Here is an 18,441-nt window from a genome sequence, read left to right as displayed (position 1 = left end):
TTCAACTACTCGACACCGACAACCAGGATCGCGTCCCGCTGTCCGCCCTGGTAGGCGGCCAGTTCCACTTCGGGGTGAGCGACCCGGAGGTGATCTTCCAGCACCCGCTCGACGCCGTCCGGGGCGGCCCGCCCCAACAGCACGGTGACCAGTTCGCCGCCGCTGGCGAGCATCCGGTCGACCAGCCGGCACGCCAGCGCGCCGACGTCGGCCGCGCCGGGTTCGATGAGCACCACCTCGCCGTCGAGCATGCCGAGCAGGTCTCCGGGCTCGCACCGGCCGACCCACGTGATCGCCTCGCGCCCGGACACCGCGACCTCGCCGCGCCGGGTCGCCGCCGCGGCCTCGGCCATGGCGACCGCGTCGTCACCGGCACGCCGGGACGGCGAGTGCACGGCCAACGCCGCCAACGCCTGCACCGGCGAGAACGTCGGCACGACCACAACGTCCTGACCAGCGGCAACGGCCTGCGCCGCGGCGTCGTCCAGCGGTTCGCGCCAGGACGGGTCGCCGGGCAGCACGGTCACCTGCCGGGCCCTCGTGCTCACCACAACGGCCAGCAGGTCGGCCGCCGTCACCTCGTCACCGGGCTCGAACACCACCGCGCCCTCGGACCGGAACAGCTCGGCCGCGCCCTCGCCGTCGACCAGCGCCACGATCGCCCGGTCGCGCACGAAGCGGGGCGCCTGCGCGGCGACCTGGTCGGCGAACCTCGCCACCGTGATCCGGTGCGGCCGGCCAGCCCTGATGCCCGCCTCGACCGCCGCGCCGATGTCGTTGCAGTGCACGTGCACGGTCCACAGCCCGGCGCCGTCGCCGACCACGGCCACGCAGTCGCCGATCAGCTGCAGCTCGCCCTTCAGCCGCTCGACCTCGGGCGAGCCGTCCGGCAGGTCGTCCAGCAGGTACATGACCTCGTACTCGAACTCCGACGAGCCGGCCTCACGCGCGGTGGTGAGGGCGTCGCGCGGCACCGGGACGTGCGCCGGCGGGTCGTCGACCACCCGTCCGGTGATCACCGCCGCCAGCGCGTCCAGCAGCACCACCAGCCCCCGCCCGCCCGCGTCGACCACGCCGGCCCGCGCCAGCACGGCCAACTGCCGGGGTGTGTTCGCCAACGCCTCCGCACCGGCCTTCGCCGCCACCGTCACCACGTCGTCCAGCTCGTCGGACGCGCAGTCCCTGGCCGCCTCCGCCACCGCGTGCAGCACGGACAGCACGGTGCCCGCCACCGGCTCCGACACGGCCGCCGTGGCCAGTTCGTCGGCCCGCAGCAGCGCCCGCCGCAACGACGCGCCGGACGCCGTGGAAGCGCCCTGGGCCGCCTCCGCCAACCCGCGCAGGATCTGCGACAGGATCACCCCCGAGTTGCCCCTCGCCCCCGCCAGCGCGCCCCGTGCGAGCGCCGCCAGCGCGGCGCCGGCGGTGTCCACCGGAGTCCTCAACAACGCGTCCAACGCCGACCGCATGGTCTGGAGCAGGTTCGTCCCGGTGTCACCGTCCGGCACCGGGAACACGTTGATGCGGTCCAGATCTTCCCGGTTGGCGTCCAGGGACCGCACACAGGCGTCCGCCCACTTGCGCACCGCGACCGCATCGAGAGCCCGCATGGCGGCGAGGGTATTCGACCCGATTTTGAGGCAGAACGGCCCACCGGCTACCCTGACTGGGTTGCCATGCCCGGCTGAGGCTTGTGCACGCTTGCGCGCCCGCCGGGGCGTGAGTACCGATCAGGAACCTTAAGGAGTGGCTGACGTGGCTGCCGTGTGCGACGTCTGTGGCAAGGGGCCGGGCTTCGGCCATTCTGTCTCGCACTCCCACCGGAAGACGAACCGCCGGTGGAACCCGAACATTCAGACCGTGCGCGCGAAGGTTTCCTCTTCGACGCGGCAGCGGCTGAACGTGTGCACCTCGTGCCTGAAGGCGGGCAAGGTGGTGCGCGGCTGAGACCCGCGCCGAGAGCTTGGTGGAAGGCCCCCGGGATTCGTCCCGGGGGCCTTTTGTCGCGTAACGGGCCGGGGTCGCCGCCGATCGGGTGTCGAAGCCGATCAGGTGTGGAAGATGTCGGCGCTCCAGTCGGCCACCCAGTCGCCGTCGCCGAAGTCCAGCGCCGCCTTGCACTTGTACGTGTCGCCGTCGCACCACAGGCCGGTCACCTCGACCGGGTCCAGCTGGACCGCCCGCCCGGTGCGGTAGACGTCGACGCTCCAGCTCGCGACCCACCGCCCGTCGCCGAAGCGGAGGTTCGCCGTGCAGGTGTAGGTGTCGCCGTCACAACGCAGGCGCGTGACCGGCACCATGTCCCGCTGCTGCGCGCGGTCCTCGTGGTAGACGTCGGCGCTCCAGTCGGCCACCCAGCCGCCATCACCGAAGTCGAGCGCCGCAGTGCACTTGTAGGTGTCGCCGTCGCACCACAGCCCCGTCACGGGCACGGGGTCTCTGGGTGTCGGCTCGGCGACCGCCGACCCCGCGAAGACCGGTGCCGATGCCATGACGACGAGCGCGATGAGCGCTTTCTTGAAGGTCATGCCGTCGAAGGTCGCAGCGGAAACCGCCGGCCGGCAGTGCCGTCATCCCGTGGTACGGGCGCACTACCGACCGGGATGACAGCCCTCACCGAGTTCGATCACCAACCGTGACGAAAGCCTCGAAAAACACCAGCATCGAGTCACCGGGAGTGACTACGGCAGCTTCCAGTCCACCGGTTCCGCGCCCTGCCGCACGAGCAGCTCGTTCGCCTTGCTGAACGGCCGCGAGCCGAAGAACCCACCCGCCGCCGACAGCGGGCTCGGGTGGACCGACTCGACGCACCGGTCCGCGCCCAGCAGCGGCTTGAGCGCACGCGCCTGACTGCCCCACAGGATCGCGACCAGCGGCGAGTCCCGCTCGGCCAGCGCCTTGATCGCCTGCTCGGTGACCGGCTCCCAGCCCTTGTTGCGGTGCGAGTTCGACTTGCCCGGCTGCACCGTCAACGCCCTGTTCAGCAGCAGCACGCCCTGCTCGGTCCACGGCGTCAGGTCGCCGTTGGACGGCTTCGGGTGGCCCAGGTCGGCCACGTACTCGGTGTAGATGTTGATCAGGCTCTTCGGGATCGGCCGCGTCTCCGGCGACACCGAGAAGCTCAGGCCGACGGCGTGCCCCGGCGTCGGGTACGGGTCCTGGCCGACGATCAGCACGCGCACGGCGTGGAACGGCTGCTGGAACGCGCGCAGCACGTTCTCCCCGGCCGGCAGGTAGGTCCGCCCGGCGGCCACCTCCGCCCGCAGGAACTCGCCCATCGCGGTGATCCGATCGGCGACGGGCGCGAGTGCCGCGGCCCAGCCGGCTTCCATGATTTCCTCAAGCGGACGTGCCACGGTGGAAACCTATCTCAGTCGAGCCGCCGCAGTTCTTTGCGGTACAGCAAGATGTTGGCCACGTACTTGTCGACCGCGAACTGCCAGGCGCCGTCCGGCACGACGTAGCCCTCGCGCACGCGGGCGGGCACGCCGAGCGCCATCGACCGGGCCGGGACGTGACCCTCGAACGACACCACCGCGCCGGCGCCGACGATCGAGCCCGTCTCCACCACGGCGCCGTTGAGCACCACCGACCCGGAGGCGATCAGGCACTTGTCCGCGATGGTCGCGCCCTCGATGTGCACGTTGTGCCCGATGACGCACTCCGAGCCGATCAGCGTCGGGTGCACCTCGGTGCAGTGCAGCACGCTGCCGTCCTGGATCGACGTCCGCGCGCCGACCTCGATGCGCCCGTAATCACCGCGCAGCACGGCCTGCGGCCACACGGACGCGTGCGCGCCGATCCGGACGTCGCCGATCACCGTCGCGTCGGGGTGCACGTAGGCGTCCGGGTGGATCACCGGCTCGTAGTCGCCCAACGCGTAGATCGCCATCGCGGTCCCTTCCGGCCTTCAGAGGTCCTTCGCGAAGCAAAGGCTTTCCGGATGATGCCGGTAGACGCCGAAGTTGTCGATGCGCGCGTATCCACTGGTCTCGTAGAGCCGGATCGCCTCGGGCTGCCGCAACCCGGTCTCCAGCACCATCCGCTTGCGCCCGGCCGCCCGCGCCGCCGTCTCCAGCGAGGCCAGCACGACCCGCGACAGCCCGCGCCCGCGCAGGGCCTCCACCACGTACATGCGCTTGATCTCGGCGTCGCCGGGGCGCAGCGAGTCGGTCGCCTCCTCGTGGGCGCGCCACCCGCCGCAGGCCACCGGGACGCCGTCCGCGTACCCGACCGCGAAGTGCCCCAGGGGAGGGGCGAACTCGGCCGGGTCGACCGGCGTGACGTCACCGTCGCCGTAGCGGGTCACGTAGACCTGCTGGAGGTCGGCGATCAGCTTCACCGAGTCTGGATGATCATACGCAAGCGTGAATAGTTCCACACTCGCCAGGTTACCTACCGCCAGTGCTCCCAGCCAGGGGGTTTCTCGTACGCCCGGCCGTCCACCGTGACGCCGCTGCCGTGGCGGACCGTGCCGATGGTGCGCCACCCGTCGGGCACCGCCGCCGGCTCGGGGAAGGTCGCCGCCAGCGCGTGGTCCTCGCCGCCGGTCAGCGCCCAGTGCCGGGCGTCCGCGCCGAGCGCCGCCGCGACGTCGATCAGCCGCGGGTGGACCTCCAGCAGCTCGGTGCGGATGTCGATGCCGATGCCCGACTCGTCCGCGATGTGCCCGAGGTCCGCGAGCAGGCCGTCCGACACGTCGATCATCGCCGTCGCGCCCGCCGCGGCGGCCTGTGGCCCGGCGGCGTACGGCGGTTCGGGGTTCCGCTGGGCGCCGACGACCGCGACCGGCGACCGGAAACCGCGCTGGAGCACGGCCAGTCCGCCGGCCGCCCAACCGAGCCGTCCGCACACCGCGACGACATCACCCACTTGTGCACCTGATCGGGTGACAGGCTCCAAACCGCCCATGTCACCCATCGCGGTAACGGAGATCACCAGTGTCGCGGACGACACCATGTCGCCGCCCACCACACCGGCGCCCGCGACCGCCGCCTCCTGCCACAAACCGGCGGTGATGCCCTCGATCACGGCGGACTGGGTGTCGGCCGGGCACGCCAAACCAATCAGCAGAGCCGTCGGCATCGCGCCCATGGCCGCGACATCCGCCAGGTTCACGGCCGCCGCCTTGCGGCCCACTTGCTCAGGTGAGGACCAGTCGAGTCTGAAGTGGACACCTTCGACGAGCACGTCGGTGGACACCACCACGCGGCCGTCCGGCGCCGCGACCACGGCCGCGTCGTCACCCGGCCCCAGGAGGGTCGTGGGCGGCTGCGTCCGACCGGCCGTCACCCGGCGGATGAGACCGAACTCACCCACCTCAGCGACCGTGTCCGCGTTCCGCGGCGGCTCCGGACGCACGGTTGCCTCCCGTTCTGAGCATTCGGAACCCCAACTGGGGTACGTTGCTGTGCACGTTCCTACCCCGACCTAACCTGTCGCGACGAAGGGGCACGCCGTGGTGCACGCATACATCCTCATCCAGACCGAGGTCGGAAAGGCAGCCGCCGTGGCGGCTGAGATTTCCGGCATCCCCGGGGTGGCCACCGCGGAAGACGTCACCGGACCGTACGACGTCATCGTCCGCGCCGAGGCCGACACCGTCGACCAGCTCGGACAGCTCGTGGTCGCCCGCATCCAGAACGTGGAGGGCATCACGCGAACCTTGACCTGCCCTGTCGTGCACTTGTAGGCCCGTGTTGTCATAACCGGGTGGCACAGGAACCGGAACCCGCCTCGCTGCTCCCCCGTCCGCTGCTCGCCGTGGCCCTCGGCCTGCCGGCGCTGCTGGCGGCGGGTGTGGCGGCCGTGGGCCTCTTCCTCGGCGCGGGCGGCAAGGACGAAGCCGCCGGCCCGTCCGCCGACAACTCCGGCCCCGTCGCGCTGGTGCCCGTGCCCGCGCCGAAGGCCGAGTCGGACGAGTGCAAGGCGTTGGCGAGCGGTCTGCCGATGCAGCTGGTGTCGAACGGGGTCACGTTGCCGCGCCGCGAGTTGGCGTCCCCCGCTCCCGCCGGTGCCTTGGCGTGGGGTGACACCCAGCACGAGCCCGTCGTGCTGCGGTGCGGCCTCGACCGGCCCGCCTCGCTCAACCCGACCTCCGAGCTGCGGACCGTCTCCGACGTGACGTGGCTGGTGCTGTCCGAGGGTTCCGCGTCCACGTGGTACGTGGTGGACCGGCCGGTGTACGTGGCGCTGACCGTGCCGTCGGACGCGGGCACGGGGCCCTTGCAGGACATCTCGACCACGATCCGAGACACCCTCGCGAAGGGCCCCGTGGACACCACGGGCTAGCGCAGGCCGGTGCCGCGGGCGATCGCGGTCTCGACCAGCGTGGTCAGCAGGGTCGGGTAGTCGAGGCCCGTCTCGGCCCACATCCGCGGGTACATCGAGATGGGCGTGAAGCCCGGCATCGTGTTGACCTCGTTGACGACGAGCTCGTCGTAGTCGGTGACGAAGAAGTCGACCCGGGCCAGGCCCTGGCAGTCCAGGGCGTTGAACGCGGTGACGGCCATCGCCCGCAGGTCGCGGCTGACGTGCTCGTCGAGCTTGGCCGGGATGTCGAACTCGCAGACGTCGTCCAGGTACTTGGCGTCGAAGTCGTACCAGTCGACCGCGCCGCCGACGACGCGCAGCTCGGCGGGCAGCGACGCCTCGACCCGGCCGTCCGGGAACTCCAGCACGCCGCACTCGACCTCGCGGCCGGAGACGGCGGCCTCGATGATCACCTTCGGGTCGGTCTTGCGGGCCAGGGTGATCGCGCTGTCCAGGTGGGCCCAGTCCACGACCTTCGAGATGCCCACCGACGACCCGGCGCGCGCGGGCTTCACGAAGACGGGCAGCCCCAACCGCTCCCGGTCGGCCTCGGTCAGCGTGTCCTGGTCGCGCCGCAGCACCACGAACTCGCCGACGGGCAGGCCGACGCCCTTGAGCAGGCGCTTGGTGAACTCCTTGTCCATGGCGACCGCGCTGGCGAGCACGCCCGGTCCCACGTAGGGGATGTCCGCCAGTTCCATCAGGCCCTGGATGGTGCCGTCCTCGCCCCACGCGCCGTGCAGGACGGGGAACACCACGTCCACCTCGGCCAGCACGTCGTTCGGCGCGACCGGCACCAGTTCGCTGCCGGACACGGGGACCAGCGCGTCGACGGTGGGCAGCTGCCGGTCCCGCGTCTCCAGCGCCTTGGTGTCGTCGGCGCCGATCACCCACGCGCCCGCTTCGGTGATGCCCACCGGCACGACGTCGAACCGGCCCCGGTCCAGGTGCGGCAGGACGCTGCCGGCGGACAGGCAGGAGACCATGTGCTCGCTGCTGCGCCCGCCGAACACCACGGCGACCTTGGTCTTGCGCTGTGTCATGGCTCGGACCCTACCCGGATGGCCTAACCCCTCCCGCCGCCCCGAACCCCCACCCCCGTGAGTCCTACCCCCAGACCCCGTGAGTCCTACGTTCCGAACACCCGAGTCCTACGTTCAGAACGGCCGGGTGGCCGCGGACAGGATGCGGATCAGGTCGGGCAGGGCGGCGGTCAGCTGGTCGCGGGAGCAGGCGCTGTAGCCGATGGCGGCGCCGTGGACCTTCGGGCGGCCGGCGTGGTGACGGGCCAGGCCGTCCAGGCGCAGGCCGCGGTCGTGCGCCTCCGTGAGCACGTCCCGTTCCGCCTGCGCCGACGGCAGCGGCACGACGATGTGCGCGCCGGCGTCGTCCCCCAGCACGGGAATCCCCGCCTCGGCGAACGCGGCCGACAGCAGCGCACGGCGTTCGGACAGCTCACGCCGGAGCTTGCGGAGGTGCCGACCCAGGTCGCCGTTGCGCGCCAGCTCCACCAGGACGCGCTGGCCCGCCGCGGACGGGCTGGTGCCGGTCCGGTCGCGGTACGCCAGGACCTCGGCGGTGATCGGTTCGGGCGCGACCATCCACCCCGCGCCCAACGTCGGCGTGAGGATCTTGCTCGTGGTGCCCAGGTGCACCACCACGTCCGGCGCGAGAGCCGCCAGCAACGGCAACGGCGCGACGTCGTACCGCAGCTCTCCGTCGTAGTCGTCCTCGACGACCAGCCACCCCTCCGCCCGCGCCCGCTCCACCAACGCCACCCGCCGCGCGGCCGACATCCGCCCACCCATCGGGTACTGGTGCGCGGGTGAGCAGTACACGCCGCGGACGCCCGGCGGCACGGCCTCCACCAACAACCCCTCCGCGTCCACCGGCGCCTGCACTACCCGCACCCCGGCGGCCCGCAACGCCCACACCGCCCGCTGGTACCCCGGCTCCTCCACCGCCACCGCGTCACCGGGCCGCAGCACCGCCGCGCCCAGCTCGACCAACGCCGCCGTCGTACCCCCGGTCGCCAGCACCAGCTCCTCGCGCAACCCGCCGCGCACCGCCAACCCCCGGTGCCGCAACAGGTGTTCCGCCACCACCGCCCGGTACTCCGGCAGCCCTCCCCGAGCCGGCCGGAACAACGGCTGCACGTCCGCCGCCGCACGCCAGGCCCGCCGCCACGCCGCCCGGTCCAGCCCTTCCGCCCAGGGCGCACCCGGCGCCAGGTCGACCACGTCCGCAGGAACGGGTGGCGCCGCGGCACGCCGGGTCCGCGACTTCAGCGCACCCGGCGGCGTCGTCGTGACGTACGTCCCCGACCCGTGCCGCCCCGCGATCCAGCCCTCCGCGTGCAGCTGCTCGTACGCCGCCGCCGTCACGGTCCGGCTCACCCCGAGCCGTTCCGCCAACGCCCGCGTCGAGGGCAGCCGGTCACCGCTGCGCAGCCGCCCGTCCGCCGCCGCCGCGCGCAGGGCGTCCGCGAGCTGCACGGCCAGTGGTTCGGCCGACGTGCGGTCCAACACCACCGCGAGCGCCGTCTCCGACAAAGTGGCCTCCTCAAAACGCCGAGAATTGGCACTTGAAGAGTGCCACTTTACCGACGAGGGTCAACGCATGACGTTGTCACCGACGGACCGCAGCACCATCAAGCGCGGGCGCAAGCGTGCCGTGACCGAGCGAGAGGCGCTGCACGCGGTCCTCGACGCCGCCCTCGTCTGCCACCTGGCCGTGGTCGTGGACGGCGCGCCCATCGTGCTGCCCACCGGGTACGGCCGCCACGGCGACACCCTCTACCTGCACGGCTCGACCGGCGCGCGCAGCCTCCGCGAAGCCGCGACCGGCGTGCCCGTCTGCGTCGGCGTGACGATCGTGGACGGGATCGTCTACGCCCGCTCGGTGTTCGACAACTCGATGAACTACCGCGCGGCCGTCATCCACGGCACCGCCGTCCCGGTCACCGACGACGACACCAAGCTGCACGCCCTGCGCGCGATCACCGAGCACCTCGCGCCCGGCTCGTGGGACTACGCCCGGCCGGCGACGCCGAAGGAGCTCGCCGCGACCTCCGTGCTGTCCCTCGACCTCGCCGAGGCGTCGGTGAAGATCCGCACCGGCCCGCCCGGCGACGAGCCGGAGGACATCGCCGCGAACGAGAAGTGGGCGGGCGTGCTGCCGCTGCGCACGGTGTGGGGCGAGCCCGAGCCGGACCCGTCGCTGGTCGGCGAGTGGGACGTGCCGCCGCACGTCACAGCGCGGAGGTAGTCCCGGACACCGGGTCGAACCGCAGCGGCCGGATGGTGCGCCCGCCGTCGCGGTACACGTGGATCGTGACGGCGGGATCGGCGCCGTCGTTGCGCACCTGGTGCACGTACGACGGCCCGAACGCCCGCGACTGACCGGCCACGAGGTGGTGCAGCACCTGGGTCGGGCCGGGCGTGACGACCTCCGTCAACGAGCCGCTGACCACGGTGAACGCACCGCTCGTCGCGCCGTGGTCGTGCAGGTCGGCGTGCTGGCCGGGCAACCAGCTCATCAGCCACACCTCCTGCACGTCGGTCTTCTCCACGAGCGCGGCGAAGCGGGTGTCGGGGTCGTAGCGGAGCAGGTGGGCCCAGCGCTCACGTCGTGCCGCCGTGTCGAGCGCGATCCGCACGGGGTGCGGCGCGGCGTGCGACTGGGGCAGGGCAATGGTGTTCTCCGGAACGGCGAACATGGTTCCTTCTCGGGCTCGGCTGAGTGCGAGCCTCAAGGGCTCGCCGGACGCGAGACGATCACCGAGGGAGACAGAGCGCGCTGGCGACCAGGCTGAGGTCGATGTGACCCCGCCCGTCGATCATGGCGCGGAAAGACATGGTGACGAGGGTGGCAGCACCCCCGTCACCGCGCAACCGGATCCCACGGAATGGACCCGATCAGAGGGACCAGAGCCGGCGGGACCCCGATCATGGGGCGCAGATCAGAGGGCGCCGAGCACGTCCGCGACCAGGTCCGCGGTGTCCTCGCAGCCCGCGGACAGCCGGGCCAGGCCCTCGGGCACCGGGTCACCCCACTGCGCGCGCCGGTCCAGGCTGGTGTGCAGGCCGCCGAAGCTGGTGCTCGCGAACACCAGCCGGGACCGCTCCAGGAACGCGGCCACGGCGTCCGCGTCCGCCAGCTCGAACGTCAGCACCCCGCCGAACCGCCGCATCTGCTTCGCCGCGACGACGTGCGCCGGGTCCTCGGGCGCGCCCGGCCACCGCAGCCCGGTGACCGCCGGGTGCACCTTCAGCACGTCGTACAGGGCCGCCGCGTTCGCCGCCTGACGGCTCAGCCGCAGGTCGAGCGTGCCGAGCCCGCGGTGCGCCAGCCACGCCTCGAACGGGCCGGGGATCGCACCGCCGGTCGTCCGCGCCGCGCGCACCCGTTCCGCCAGGGCCGGGTCCGAAGTGGACACGTGGCCGAGCAGCACGTCGCTGTGGCCGGCGACGGCCTTCGTGTCGCTGCTCACCACCGCGTCCGCGCCCAGGAGCAGCGGCTGCTGCCCGAGCGGCGTCGCGGTCGTGTTGTCCACGGCCACCAGCGCGCCCGCCGCGTGCGCGGCCTCGACCAGCGCCGCGATGTCGCACACGTCCAGCCCCGGGTTGGACGGCGACTCCAGCAGCACGAGCCGCACCCCGTCGAACGACGGGTACGGCCCGGCGGTCGGCACCTCGACCACCTCCACCGGCATCCCGTCGATCAGCGTTCGGGTCAGGAAGTAGCCGTCACCCGGCACCACCACCACGTCACCGGGTTCGAGCACCACCCGCAGGAACGTCGAGATCGCCGCCATGCCGGACGGGAACAGCACGGCCGTGCCGCCGTCCAACCCGCCCAGCGCCGTCTCCAACGCGCGCCACGTCGGGTTGTGCGCCCGGCCGTACGTGTCCTCGCCGCCCAGGTGGTAGGCCGACGCGAACACCGGCCCGGCCAGGAACGGCTCTCCCGGCGCGGACGGTGTCGAGTGCACGACGCGCGTGCCGTCACCCCAGGTCATTGGCGTTCTGCCTTTCGTTCACGGCCGAGCAGCGCCGCGGTGAGCACGCGCGGGTCCAGTCCTTCGTGGCACACCTGGTGCACACCGTCGGTGATCGGCATGTCCACCCCGACCCGCGCGGCCAGCGCCCGGATCGACGAGCAGGACTTGACGCCCTCGGCGACCTGCCCGTGCGCGGCTTCCTGCGCCTGGGCGAGGGAGTCGCCGCGCCCCAGCCGTTCCCCGAACGACCGGTTGCGCGACAAGGGGGACGCGCACGTCGCCACCAGGTCGCCCAGGCCGGCCAACCCGGCGAACGTCAACGGGTCCGCGCCGAGTTCCGCGCCGAGGCGGGACGTCTCGGCGAGCCCGCGGGTGATGATCGAGGCCATCGTGTTGTCGCCGAACCCCATGCCGGCCGCCATGCCGCAGGCCAGCGCGATGACGTTCTTGCACGCGCCGCCCAGCTCGCAGCCCACCACGTCCACGTTCGTGTAAGGCCGGAAGTAGGAGTTGGAGCACGCGTGCTGGAGGTCGACCGCGCGGTCGTGGTCGGTGCACGCGATGACCGTCGCGGTCGGCTGCTCGGCCGCGATCTCCTTGGCCAGGTTCGGCCCGGACACCACCGCGACCTGGTCCTCCGGCACGCCGGCGACGTCGCGGATCACCTCGCTCATCCGCTTCAACGTGCCCAGTTCCACGCCCTTGGCGAGGCTCACCAGCGTGGCGCCCGCGGGCAGCGAGGACCGCCAGCCGGTGAGGTTCGCCCGCAACGTCTGGCTCGGCACCGCCAGCACCACGGCCTGCGCGCCGGCCAACGCCTTGTCCGCGTCGGCCGTGGCGTCCAGGTTCGGGGGCAGCGCCACACCCGGCAGGTAGTCGGCGTTGACCCGGTTCTCCCGGATGCCGTCGGCGACCTCCGCGCGCCGCGCCCACAGCACCACGTCCGTGCCGGAATCGGCGAGCACCTTGGCGAAAGCGGTGCCCCACGACCCGGCGCCCAGCACCGCGACCCGGTCCACGGTCACGCCTTCTTGGAGGAGTGGAAGCCGTCGGGCGCCTGCTCGTCGCGGATGTCCGCGAGCAGGTCCTTGACCTCGTTCATCAGCACGTCCGTCACCTCGCGCAGCAACGCGATGTTCTGCGGCTGGGACCGGTAGGCGTCCAGGTCGACCGGCGGCCCCACCTTCGTCACCACCGTCTTGCGGGGGAACGGGCGGAACTTCTTGCGGTAGTGGTCGTAGAGCTCGCGGGTGCCCCACCGGGCGGCGGGCAGGACGGGCACGTCGTGCTCCAGCGCGAGCCGGGCCACACCGGTGCGCGACGCCATCGGCCAGCCGTCCGGGTCGCGGGTGATGGTGCCCTCCGGGTAGATGATCACGACCAGGCCTTCCTCCAGCGCGTCGTGCGCGGCGCGGAGGCTCTGCTGGGCGTCGGCGGAACCGCGGTAGACCGGGATCTGCCGGGCGCCCCGCAGGACGGAGCCGAGGACCGGGACGTTCCAGAGGCTGTGCTTGGCGAGGAAGCGCGGCACGCGGCCCTGCTTGCGGGTGAAGACGGCGTCGTAGACGGGGTCCAGGTGGGACACGTGGTTCATCACGATGAGCGCACCGCCGGTCCTCGGCACCCGCTCCGCGCCCTCGTAGCGCCGACGCGCCATCAACGCGGTGGCGGGGTAGAAGATCGCTGCCGCGAATCCGACCCAGAAGCCGCCCTTCTCCTTGGCCACGTGCACTCCCTCTTCGTCGTGGACCTGGAAGTCTTCCCCGGAAGGCCCGGCCAGGTCCAGCCGGCATCGGGGAGTATGGCGGGGTGGGAGCCGAAGTGGACTTGGTGGTGCCGGTCAAGACGCTTGACCGGGCCAAATCGCGCCTGGTGGGTGCCCGGCTCGACCGTCCGACGCTGGCGCTCGCGTTCGCGTTGGACACGATTTCGGCCGCGTTGCCGGTGGTGCGCGGTGTGTTGACAGTCACGTCCGATCCGGCGGTGGTGGCGGAGCTGCGGGCGTTGGGGGTCGAGTCGGTGGCGGGGCCGGAGGGGTTGAACGAGGCCCTGCGGTTCGGTTTCGGCGTGCTGCGGTCGCGGGACTCGGGGTCGGTGGTGGGTGCGTTGCAGGCGGACTTGCCGGCTCTGCGGACCGCGGAGCTGGCGGCGGCGTTGGCGGCTGCGCGGGGGCGTGCGTTCTGCCCGGACCGGCAGGGCACCGGCACGACGTTGCTCCTGTCCGAGCCCGGCGGCGACCTGGCCCCGGCTTTCGGCGGCGCGTCGGCGGGCGCTCACGCGGCGTCGGGCGCAACGGCGCTCCTCGGGCCTTGGCCGTCGCTGCGGCACGACGTGGACACGGCGGAGGACCTCCGACTGGCGGCGGACCTCGGCCTCGGCACCCGCACCGCCGCCGCCCTGGTCCCGGTGTGCGGCTGACCGGAGTGGCCGAAGGTCGTGGTTGACAGCCCTCCGGTGCGGCCTCAATCTGGGAGCGCTCCCAGACACCGCTGTCGCAGAGGACACCGCCGATGAGATCGCGCACCCCCGCCCTGCTCGTTCTCGCTCTCGCCGCCTCCTCGCTGGGCGCCGTCCCGACCCTCCAGGCACAGGAAGACCCGGCGGCCGTCCGCGTCACGGTCAACGCCCGCGCCGGCCTGGAAGCGGTCGGCGACGCGGCCATCGGCGTCAACCACGCGATCTGGGACGCCCAGCTCGGCACGCCGGAGGTCGCCGACCTCCTGCGCGGCGCCGGTGTCCAGGCGATGCGCTACCCCGGCGGCTCGTACTCCGACATCTACCACTGGCGCGACCACACCGCCCCCGGCGGCTACGTCGCGCCGAACACCGACTTCGACCAGTTCATGGCCGGTGTCCGACGGGCCGGCGGGCAGGCGATCGTGACCGCCAACTACGGCACCGGCACGCCGCGGGAAGCCGCCGACTGGGTCAGGTACGCCAACGTCGAGAAGGACTACGGCGTCAAGTACTGGGAGATCGGCAACGAGCTCTACGGCAACGGCCACTACGGCTCCGGCTGGGAAGCCGACGACCACCCCGACAAGAGCCCGGCCGGGTACGCGACCCTCGTCGCCGAGTACGCCCGCGCGATGAAGGCGGTCGACCCGACGATCCAGGTCGGCGCGGTGCTGACCACGCCGGGCGACTGGCCGGACGGCCTCGTCACGGCCGGCGACGCGGGCACGTGGAACCAGGTGGTCCTGTCGATCGCCGGTCCCGAGGTCGACTTCGTCGTGCTGCACTGGTACCCGAGCGGCGCGACCGGCGCCGAGGTGCTGGCCAAGACCGACCGCGTGCCGGACATGATCCGCCTGGCGCGCGAGCAGATCGCCCGCCACGCGGGCAAGGAGCTAGGCATCGCGCTGACCGAGATCAACACCTCGTACGGCCGCAACACCCAGCCCGGCGCCCTCTTCGCCGCCGACGCGTACGCCACCCTGCTGGCCAACGGCGTCTTCACGGTCGACTGGTGGAACGTCCACAACGGACCCGAAAGCGCGTCCACGATCGGCGGCCACCCCGATTTCCGGGACTTCGGCCTGCTCTCCAGCGCTGGCTGCCTGTCCGACGGCACGGTCTGCGAACCACCGCTGAACACACCGTTCGCGACCTTCCACGGGCTCGCGATGGTGTCGGAGTTCGTCGGCGCCGGGGACCGGTTCGTCGTGGCCGGCACGTCCGACCCGCTGGTCAAGGTCCACGCGGCCCGTCGCGCCGACGGCGGCCTGGCCGTGCTGCTGGTCAACCAGGACCCGGACGCGGCCAAGCCGATCACCGTCGACTACGCCGGTTACGCGCCCGCCGCCGACGCTCAGGTGCTGACGTTCGCCAACGGTGACACCGCCATCTCGACCACCACGGGCAGTGCCGCGTCGGTCACGCTCCCGCCGTACTCCCTCACCACGCTGGTCCTGCGCCCGGCCGCCCCGTCCACCGACCCCGCCGCGCCCGCTCGCCCCACCGCCACCGCGGTCACCGACCGGGAGGCGACGCTCACCTGGCCCGCTCCCGCCCGGGGCGTCAAGTACGAGGTCCACCGCCAGAACGGCACCGTCAGCGAGCAGTGGGGCGAGACCACCGGCACCACGTTCACCGCCCACAACCTCACCCCGAGCACCCGCTACACGGTCAACCTCATCGCCCGTGACGGCGCGGGCCGGGTCTCGTGGTCGTCCCCGCCCCTCACGTTCAGCACCGCGACACCGGCCGCGTCCACCTGCGCCGTCAAGCTGACCAACGCCAACGACTGGGGCAACGGCTTCGTCGGCAGCGTCGACATCACCAACACCGGCCACGCCGCCGTCGACAGCTGGTCGCTCGCCTTCGACTGGCCCACCGGCTGGCAGCAGGTGAACAGCGGCTGGAACGCCACGTGGGTGCAGGAAGGCGCGACGGTCCGCGTGAACGGCACCGAGCAGAACCGGGCGCTGGCGCCGGGAGCCACCGTGAACGTCGGCTTCGTCGGCGCCTACCAAGGCCCGAACGTGCCGCCGGCGGTCTTCAAGCTCAACGGAGTCCACTGCACGACCCGATGACCGTGGTGAGGTGGTCACCCGTTCGGTCGGCTAGCTTGGGCGCGTGAGCGAGCAGCCGACCGAGCAGGCGACGGTGAGCACCCACCGTGAGGACGGCTCGGCGACCGTGCTGCGCGACGACGGCGTGCTGGTGGACGTGTCCGCCGACGCCGTCGCCGCCGGTGGCTGGCGTTCACTGCGTGCTGGACAGAGGGTCACCCTTGTGCGCGATGGCGCCGGTCACGTGCGGGGCGTGCTGCGGCCAGTGTGACGCGGAGTTCACCACGTCGTCGGCTCCGATCAGCGCGCAGTCGCTCTTTCTGGGGAACAATGCTCATCGTGAGCACGGAAAACAGCCCCGAGCAGCCCGCGCCGAAGCGACGGACGAGGACGCCACGGGCCACGCCCGCGGCGAGCACCCCCCGACCGCGACCACGCTCGGCCGTCCGCCGCGGTGGCACGCGCAACGGCACCACGGCGGCGCCCCAGCCGACCGAGGCGCCGGCCCGGTCGTTCCCGAGCTCACCGCCCGCCGTCACGGCCACCGAGGCGCAGGCCGACCTGCCCGACGACCGGTACTTCAACCGGGAGCTGTCGTGGCTGGACTTCAACGCCAGGGTGCTCGCACTGGCCGAGGACGCCTCGCAGCCCCTGCTGGAGCGGGCGAAGTTCCTGGCCATCTTCGCGTCGAACCTGGACGAGTTCTACATGGTCCGCGTCGCCGGTCTGAAGCGCCGCGACGAAACCGGCCTCTCGGTGCGCAGCGCGGACGGGCTCACCCCGCGCGAGCAGCTGTCCAACATCTCCAAGCGCACCCAGGAGCTGACCGAGCAGCACGCCAGGGCGTTCCTCGACCACATCCAGCCGGAGCTGGAGAAGCACGCCATCAGCATCGTCAACTGGGCGCAGTTGACCGACTTCGAGAAGCTGCGGCTGTCCAACTACTTCACCGACCAGGTGTTCCCGGTGCTCACGCCGCTGGCCGTGGACGCCGCGCACCCGTTCCCCTACATCTCCGGCCTGTCGCTGAACCTCGCCGTGACGGTGCGCGACCCGGAGGGCGGCGCGGAGCGGTTCGCCCGCATCAAGGTGCCGGACAACGTCCCGCGCCTGGTCCGCGTGGAGAAGGAGCGGAGCAGCCCGACGGCGACGTTCCTGCCGTTGGAAGACCTCATCACCGCGCACATGGGCGAGCTGTTCGCGGGGATGCAGGTCATCGAGTGCCACGCGTTCCGGGTGACGCGCAACGCCGACCTCGAAGTCGAGGAGGACCAGGACGAGGACCTGCTCAAGTCGTTGGAGCGGGAGCTGGCGCGGCGGCGGTTCGGGCCGCCCGTGCGGCTGGAGATCGCCGACGACATGACCGAGCACATGCTGGAACGGCTGCTGCGGGAGCTGGAAGTCGACCCGAACGACGTCGTCCAGGTGCCCGGTCTGCTCGACCTGTCGTGCCTGTGGCAGCTCTACAGCGTGGACCGCAAGCAGCTGAAGGACGCGCCGTTCGTGCCCGCGACGCACTCGGCGTTCGGCGAGCGGGAGACGCCGAAGAGCATCTTCGCCACGCTGCGCGAGGGTGACGTGCTGGTGCACCACCCGTACGACTCGTTCTCCACTTCCGTGCAGCGGTTCATCGAGCAGGCGGCGGCGGACCCGCGGGTGCTGGCCATCAAGCAGACGCTGTACCGCACATCGGGTGACTCCCCGATCGTGGACGCGCTGATCGACGCGGCCGAGGCGGGCAAGCAGGTTGTGGCGCTGGTGGAGATCAAGGCGCGGTTCGACGAGCAGGCGAACATCAAGTGGGCGCGGCAGCTGGAGAAGGCGGGCGTGCACGTCGTCTACGGCCTGATGGGGTTGAAGACGCACTGCAAGACGTCGCTGGTGGTGCGGCAGGAGGGCTCGCGGATCCAGCGGTACTGCCACATCGGCACCGGCAACTACAACCCGAAGACGGCGCGGCTGTACGAGGACATCGGCATCCTCACCGCCGAGCCGACCATCGGCGCGGACCTCACCGACCTGTTCAACGTGCTCACCGGGTACGCGCGGCAGGACCACTACCGCAGCCTGCTGGTCGCGCCGTACGGCGTGCGGCGCGGCATCGTGGAGCGGATCGAGCGCGAGATCGAGCACGCGCGGGCCGGTACGCCCACCGGTGTGCGCATCAAGGTGAACTCGCTGGTGGACGAGCAGGTCATCGACTCGCTGTACCGGGCGTCGCAGGCGGGTGTCCGGGTGGACGTGGTGGTGCGCGGGGTGTGCGCGCTGAAGCCCGGCATCAAGGGGCTGTCGGAGAACATCCACGTCCGGTCGATCCTGGGGCGCTTCCTGGAGCACTCGCGGGTGTTCCACTTCGTCGGCTGCGGCGAGCACTGGATCGGCAGCGCGGACATGATGCACCGCAACCTCGACCGGCGGGTGGAGGTGCAGGTGCGGGTGACGGACCCGAAGCTCACCGCGCAGCTGGACGCGATGATGGATTCGGCGCTGGAGCCGACGACGCGGTGCTGGGTGCTGCGCTCGGACGGTGAGTGGGAGGCGTCGCCCGCGGACGGCACGAGGGTGCGCGACCACCAGACCGAGTTGCTGCGCAACCACCGCGCGTTGGGGTGA

20 protein-coding genes are annotated in these 18,441 nt (G+C 72.0%); 8 read left to right on the top strand and 12 right to left on the bottom strand.

Going from position 1 to position 18,441, the window contains the following annotated elements; translation table 11 throughout:
• Positions 1 to 5: 5 nt before the first annotated feature.
• Positions 6 to 1,610: a DAK2 domain-containing protein gene (locus tag OQ02_RS07735; RefSeq protein ID WP_033437588.1), complete on the bottom strand. Its 1,605-nt coding sequence runs from the start codon at positions 1,608 to 1,610 to the stop codon at positions 6 to 8.
• 145 nt (positions 1,611 to 1,755) lie between these two features.
• Here OQ02_RS07735 and rpmB point away from each other — a divergent pair, with 145 nt between their 5' ends.
• Entirely contained in the window at positions 1,756 to 1,947 is a 192-nt protein-coding gene (rpmB, locus tag OQ02_RS07730) for a 50S ribosomal protein L28 (RefSeq protein WP_033437952.1), read from the top strand.
• A gap of 101 nt (positions 1,948 to 2,048) precedes the next feature.
• Here rpmB and OQ02_RS07725 read toward each other — a convergent pair whose 3' ends face one another.
• The 5 genes from OQ02_RS07725 to OQ02_RS07705 form a co-directional block, all read right to left on the bottom strand.
• Complete coding sequence (locus OQ02_RS07725) at positions 2,049 to 2,528, bottom strand: hypothetical protein (RefSeq protein ID WP_051772026.1); 480 nt, start codon at positions 2,526 to 2,528, stop codon at positions 2,049 to 2,051.
• Positions 2,529 to 2,681: 153 nt separating this feature from the next.
• Positions 2,682 to 3,356, bottom strand: a complete 675-nt coding sequence (locus OQ02_RS07720; RefSeq protein ID WP_081915457.1) for a uracil-DNA glycosylase — start codon at positions 3,354 to 3,356, stop codon at positions 2,682 to 2,684.
• 14 nt (positions 3,357 to 3,370) lie between these two features.
• Entirely contained in the window at positions 3,371 to 3,892 is a 522-nt protein-coding gene (locus OQ02_RS07715) for a gamma carbonic anhydrase family protein (protein WP_033437586.1), read from the bottom strand.
• An 18-nt stretch (positions 3,893 to 3,910) separates the two neighbouring features.
• On the bottom strand, positions 3,911 to 4,342 hold the full coding sequence (locus OQ02_RS07710; RefSeq protein WP_442973580.1) for a GNAT family N-acetyltransferase: 432 nt from the start codon (positions 4,340 to 4,342) through the stop codon (positions 3,911 to 3,913).
• Between the two features lie 53 nt (positions 4,343 to 4,395).
• Positions 4,396 to 5,361, bottom strand: a complete 966-nt coding sequence (locus OQ02_RS07705; RefSeq protein ID WP_033437584.1) for a thiamine-phosphate kinase — start codon at positions 5,359 to 5,361, stop codon at positions 4,396 to 4,398.
• 97 nt (positions 5,362 to 5,458) lie between these two features.
• Here OQ02_RS07705 and OQ02_RS07700 point away from each other — a divergent pair, with 97 nt between their 5' ends.
• Both OQ02_RS07700 and OQ02_RS07695 read left to right on the top strand, forming a co-directional pair.
• The gene (locus OQ02_RS07700; protein ID WP_015104517.1) at positions 5,459 to 5,692 is read left to right on the top strand and encodes an Lrp/AsnC family transcriptional regulator; all 234 of its coding nucleotides are present in this window, start codon (positions 5,459 to 5,461) and stop codon (positions 5,690 to 5,692) included.
• Positions 5,693 to 5,712: 20 nt separating this feature from the next.
• On the top strand, positions 5,713 to 6,291 hold the full coding sequence (locus OQ02_RS07695; protein ID WP_051772025.1) for a DUF3515 domain-containing protein: 579 nt from the start codon (positions 5,713 to 5,715) through the stop codon (positions 6,289 to 6,291).
• Here OQ02_RS07695 and OQ02_RS07690 read toward each other — a convergent pair.
• Positions 6,288 to 7,355 carry a D-alanine--D-alanine ligase family protein gene (locus OQ02_RS07690; protein ID WP_033437583.1) on the bottom strand — a complete coding sequence of 356 codons (1,068 nt, stop codon included), beginning with the start codon at positions 7,353 to 7,355 and terminating at the stop codon, positions 6,288 to 6,290. The genes OQ02_RS07695 and OQ02_RS07690 overlap by 4 nt on opposite strands.
• A gap of 114 nt (positions 7,356 to 7,469) precedes the next feature.
• Positions 7,470 to 8,864, bottom strand: coding sequence for a MocR-like pyridoxine biosynthesis transcription factor PdxR (gene pdxR / locus OQ02_RS07685; protein WP_033437582.1), 1,395 nt, complete (start codon positions 8,862 to 8,864; stop codon positions 7,470 to 7,472).
• A 67-nt stretch (positions 8,865 to 8,931) separates the two neighbouring features.
• Between pdxR and OQ02_RS07680 the strand changes: the two genes are divergently transcribed.
• On the top strand, positions 8,932 to 9,579 hold the full coding sequence (locus OQ02_RS07680) for a pyridoxamine 5'-phosphate oxidase family protein (protein ID WP_033437581.1): 648 nt from the start codon (positions 8,932 to 8,934) through the stop codon (positions 9,577 to 9,579).
• Here the strand turns inward: OQ02_RS07680 and OQ02_RS07675 are convergent.
• From OQ02_RS07675 to OQ02_RS07660, 4 genes are all read right to left on the bottom strand, one after another.
• Complete coding sequence (locus tag OQ02_RS07675) at positions 9,563 to 10,030, bottom strand: cysteine dioxygenase (RefSeq protein ID WP_033437580.1); 468 nt, start codon at positions 10,028 to 10,030, stop codon at positions 9,563 to 9,565. The genes OQ02_RS07680 and OQ02_RS07675 overlap by 17 nt on opposite strands.
• Positions 10,031 to 10,273: 243 nt before the next feature.
• Positions 10,274 to 11,332: a cystathionine gamma-lyase gene (locus tag OQ02_RS07670; RefSeq protein ID WP_033437579.1), complete on the bottom strand. Its 1,059-nt coding sequence runs from the start codon at positions 11,330 to 11,332 to the stop codon at positions 10,274 to 10,276.
• Positions 11,329 to 12,333 (bottom strand): NAD(P)H-dependent glycerol-3-phosphate dehydrogenase, encoded by a 1,005-nt coding sequence (locus OQ02_RS07665; RefSeq protein ID WP_051772085.1) that lies wholly within the window; start codon positions 12,331 to 12,333, stop codon positions 11,329 to 11,331. The genes OQ02_RS07670 and OQ02_RS07665 overlap by 4 nt, the downstream gene beginning before the upstream one ends.
• Positions 12,334 to 12,335: 2 nt before the next feature.
• Positions 12,336 to 13,040: a lysophospholipid acyltransferase family protein gene (locus OQ02_RS07660; RefSeq protein ID WP_033437949.1), complete on the bottom strand. Its 705-nt coding sequence runs from the start codon at positions 13,038 to 13,040 to the stop codon at positions 12,336 to 12,338.
• Between the two features lie 83 nt (positions 13,041 to 13,123).
• Here OQ02_RS07660 and cofC point away from each other — a divergent pair, with 83 nt between their 5' ends.
• The 4 genes from cofC to OQ02_RS07640 all read left to right on the top strand — a co-directional run bounded on the left by cofC (position 13,124) and on the right by OQ02_RS07640 (position 18,441).
• The gene (cofC, locus tag OQ02_RS07655; protein WP_033437577.1) at positions 13,124 to 13,732 is read left to right on the top strand and encodes a 2-phospho-L-lactate guanylyltransferase; all 609 of its coding nucleotides are present in this window, start codon (positions 13,124 to 13,126) and stop codon (positions 13,730 to 13,732) included.
• Positions 13,733 to 13,824: 92 nt separating this feature from the next.
• Positions 13,825 to 15,849 carry a cellulose binding domain-containing protein gene (locus OQ02_RS07650; protein WP_033437576.1) on the top strand — a complete coding sequence of 675 codons (2,025 nt, stop codon included), beginning with the start codon at positions 13,825 to 13,827 and terminating at the stop codon, positions 15,847 to 15,849.
• Positions 15,850 to 15,892: 43 nt separating this feature from the next.
• Positions 15,893 to 16,099 carry a hypothetical protein gene (locus OQ02_RS07645; protein ID WP_033437575.1) on the top strand — a complete coding sequence of 69 codons (207 nt, stop codon included), beginning with the start codon at positions 15,893 to 15,895 and terminating at the stop codon, positions 16,097 to 16,099.
• 59 nt (positions 16,100 to 16,158) lie between these two features.
• Positions 16,159 to 18,441, top strand: a complete 2,283-nt coding sequence (locus OQ02_RS07640) for an RNA degradosome polyphosphate kinase (RefSeq protein ID WP_033437574.1) — start codon at positions 16,159 to 16,161, stop codon at positions 18,439 to 18,441.

It is taken from the genome of Saccharothrix sp. NRRL B-16314, from assembly GCF_000716595.1.
Classification (GTDB): domain Bacteria; phylum Actinomycetota; class Actinomycetes; order Mycobacteriales; family Pseudonocardiaceae; genus Actinosynnema.
Note: the sequence above shows the minus strand (reverse complement) of the source record. Positions and strands in the feature narration are given on the sequence as shown.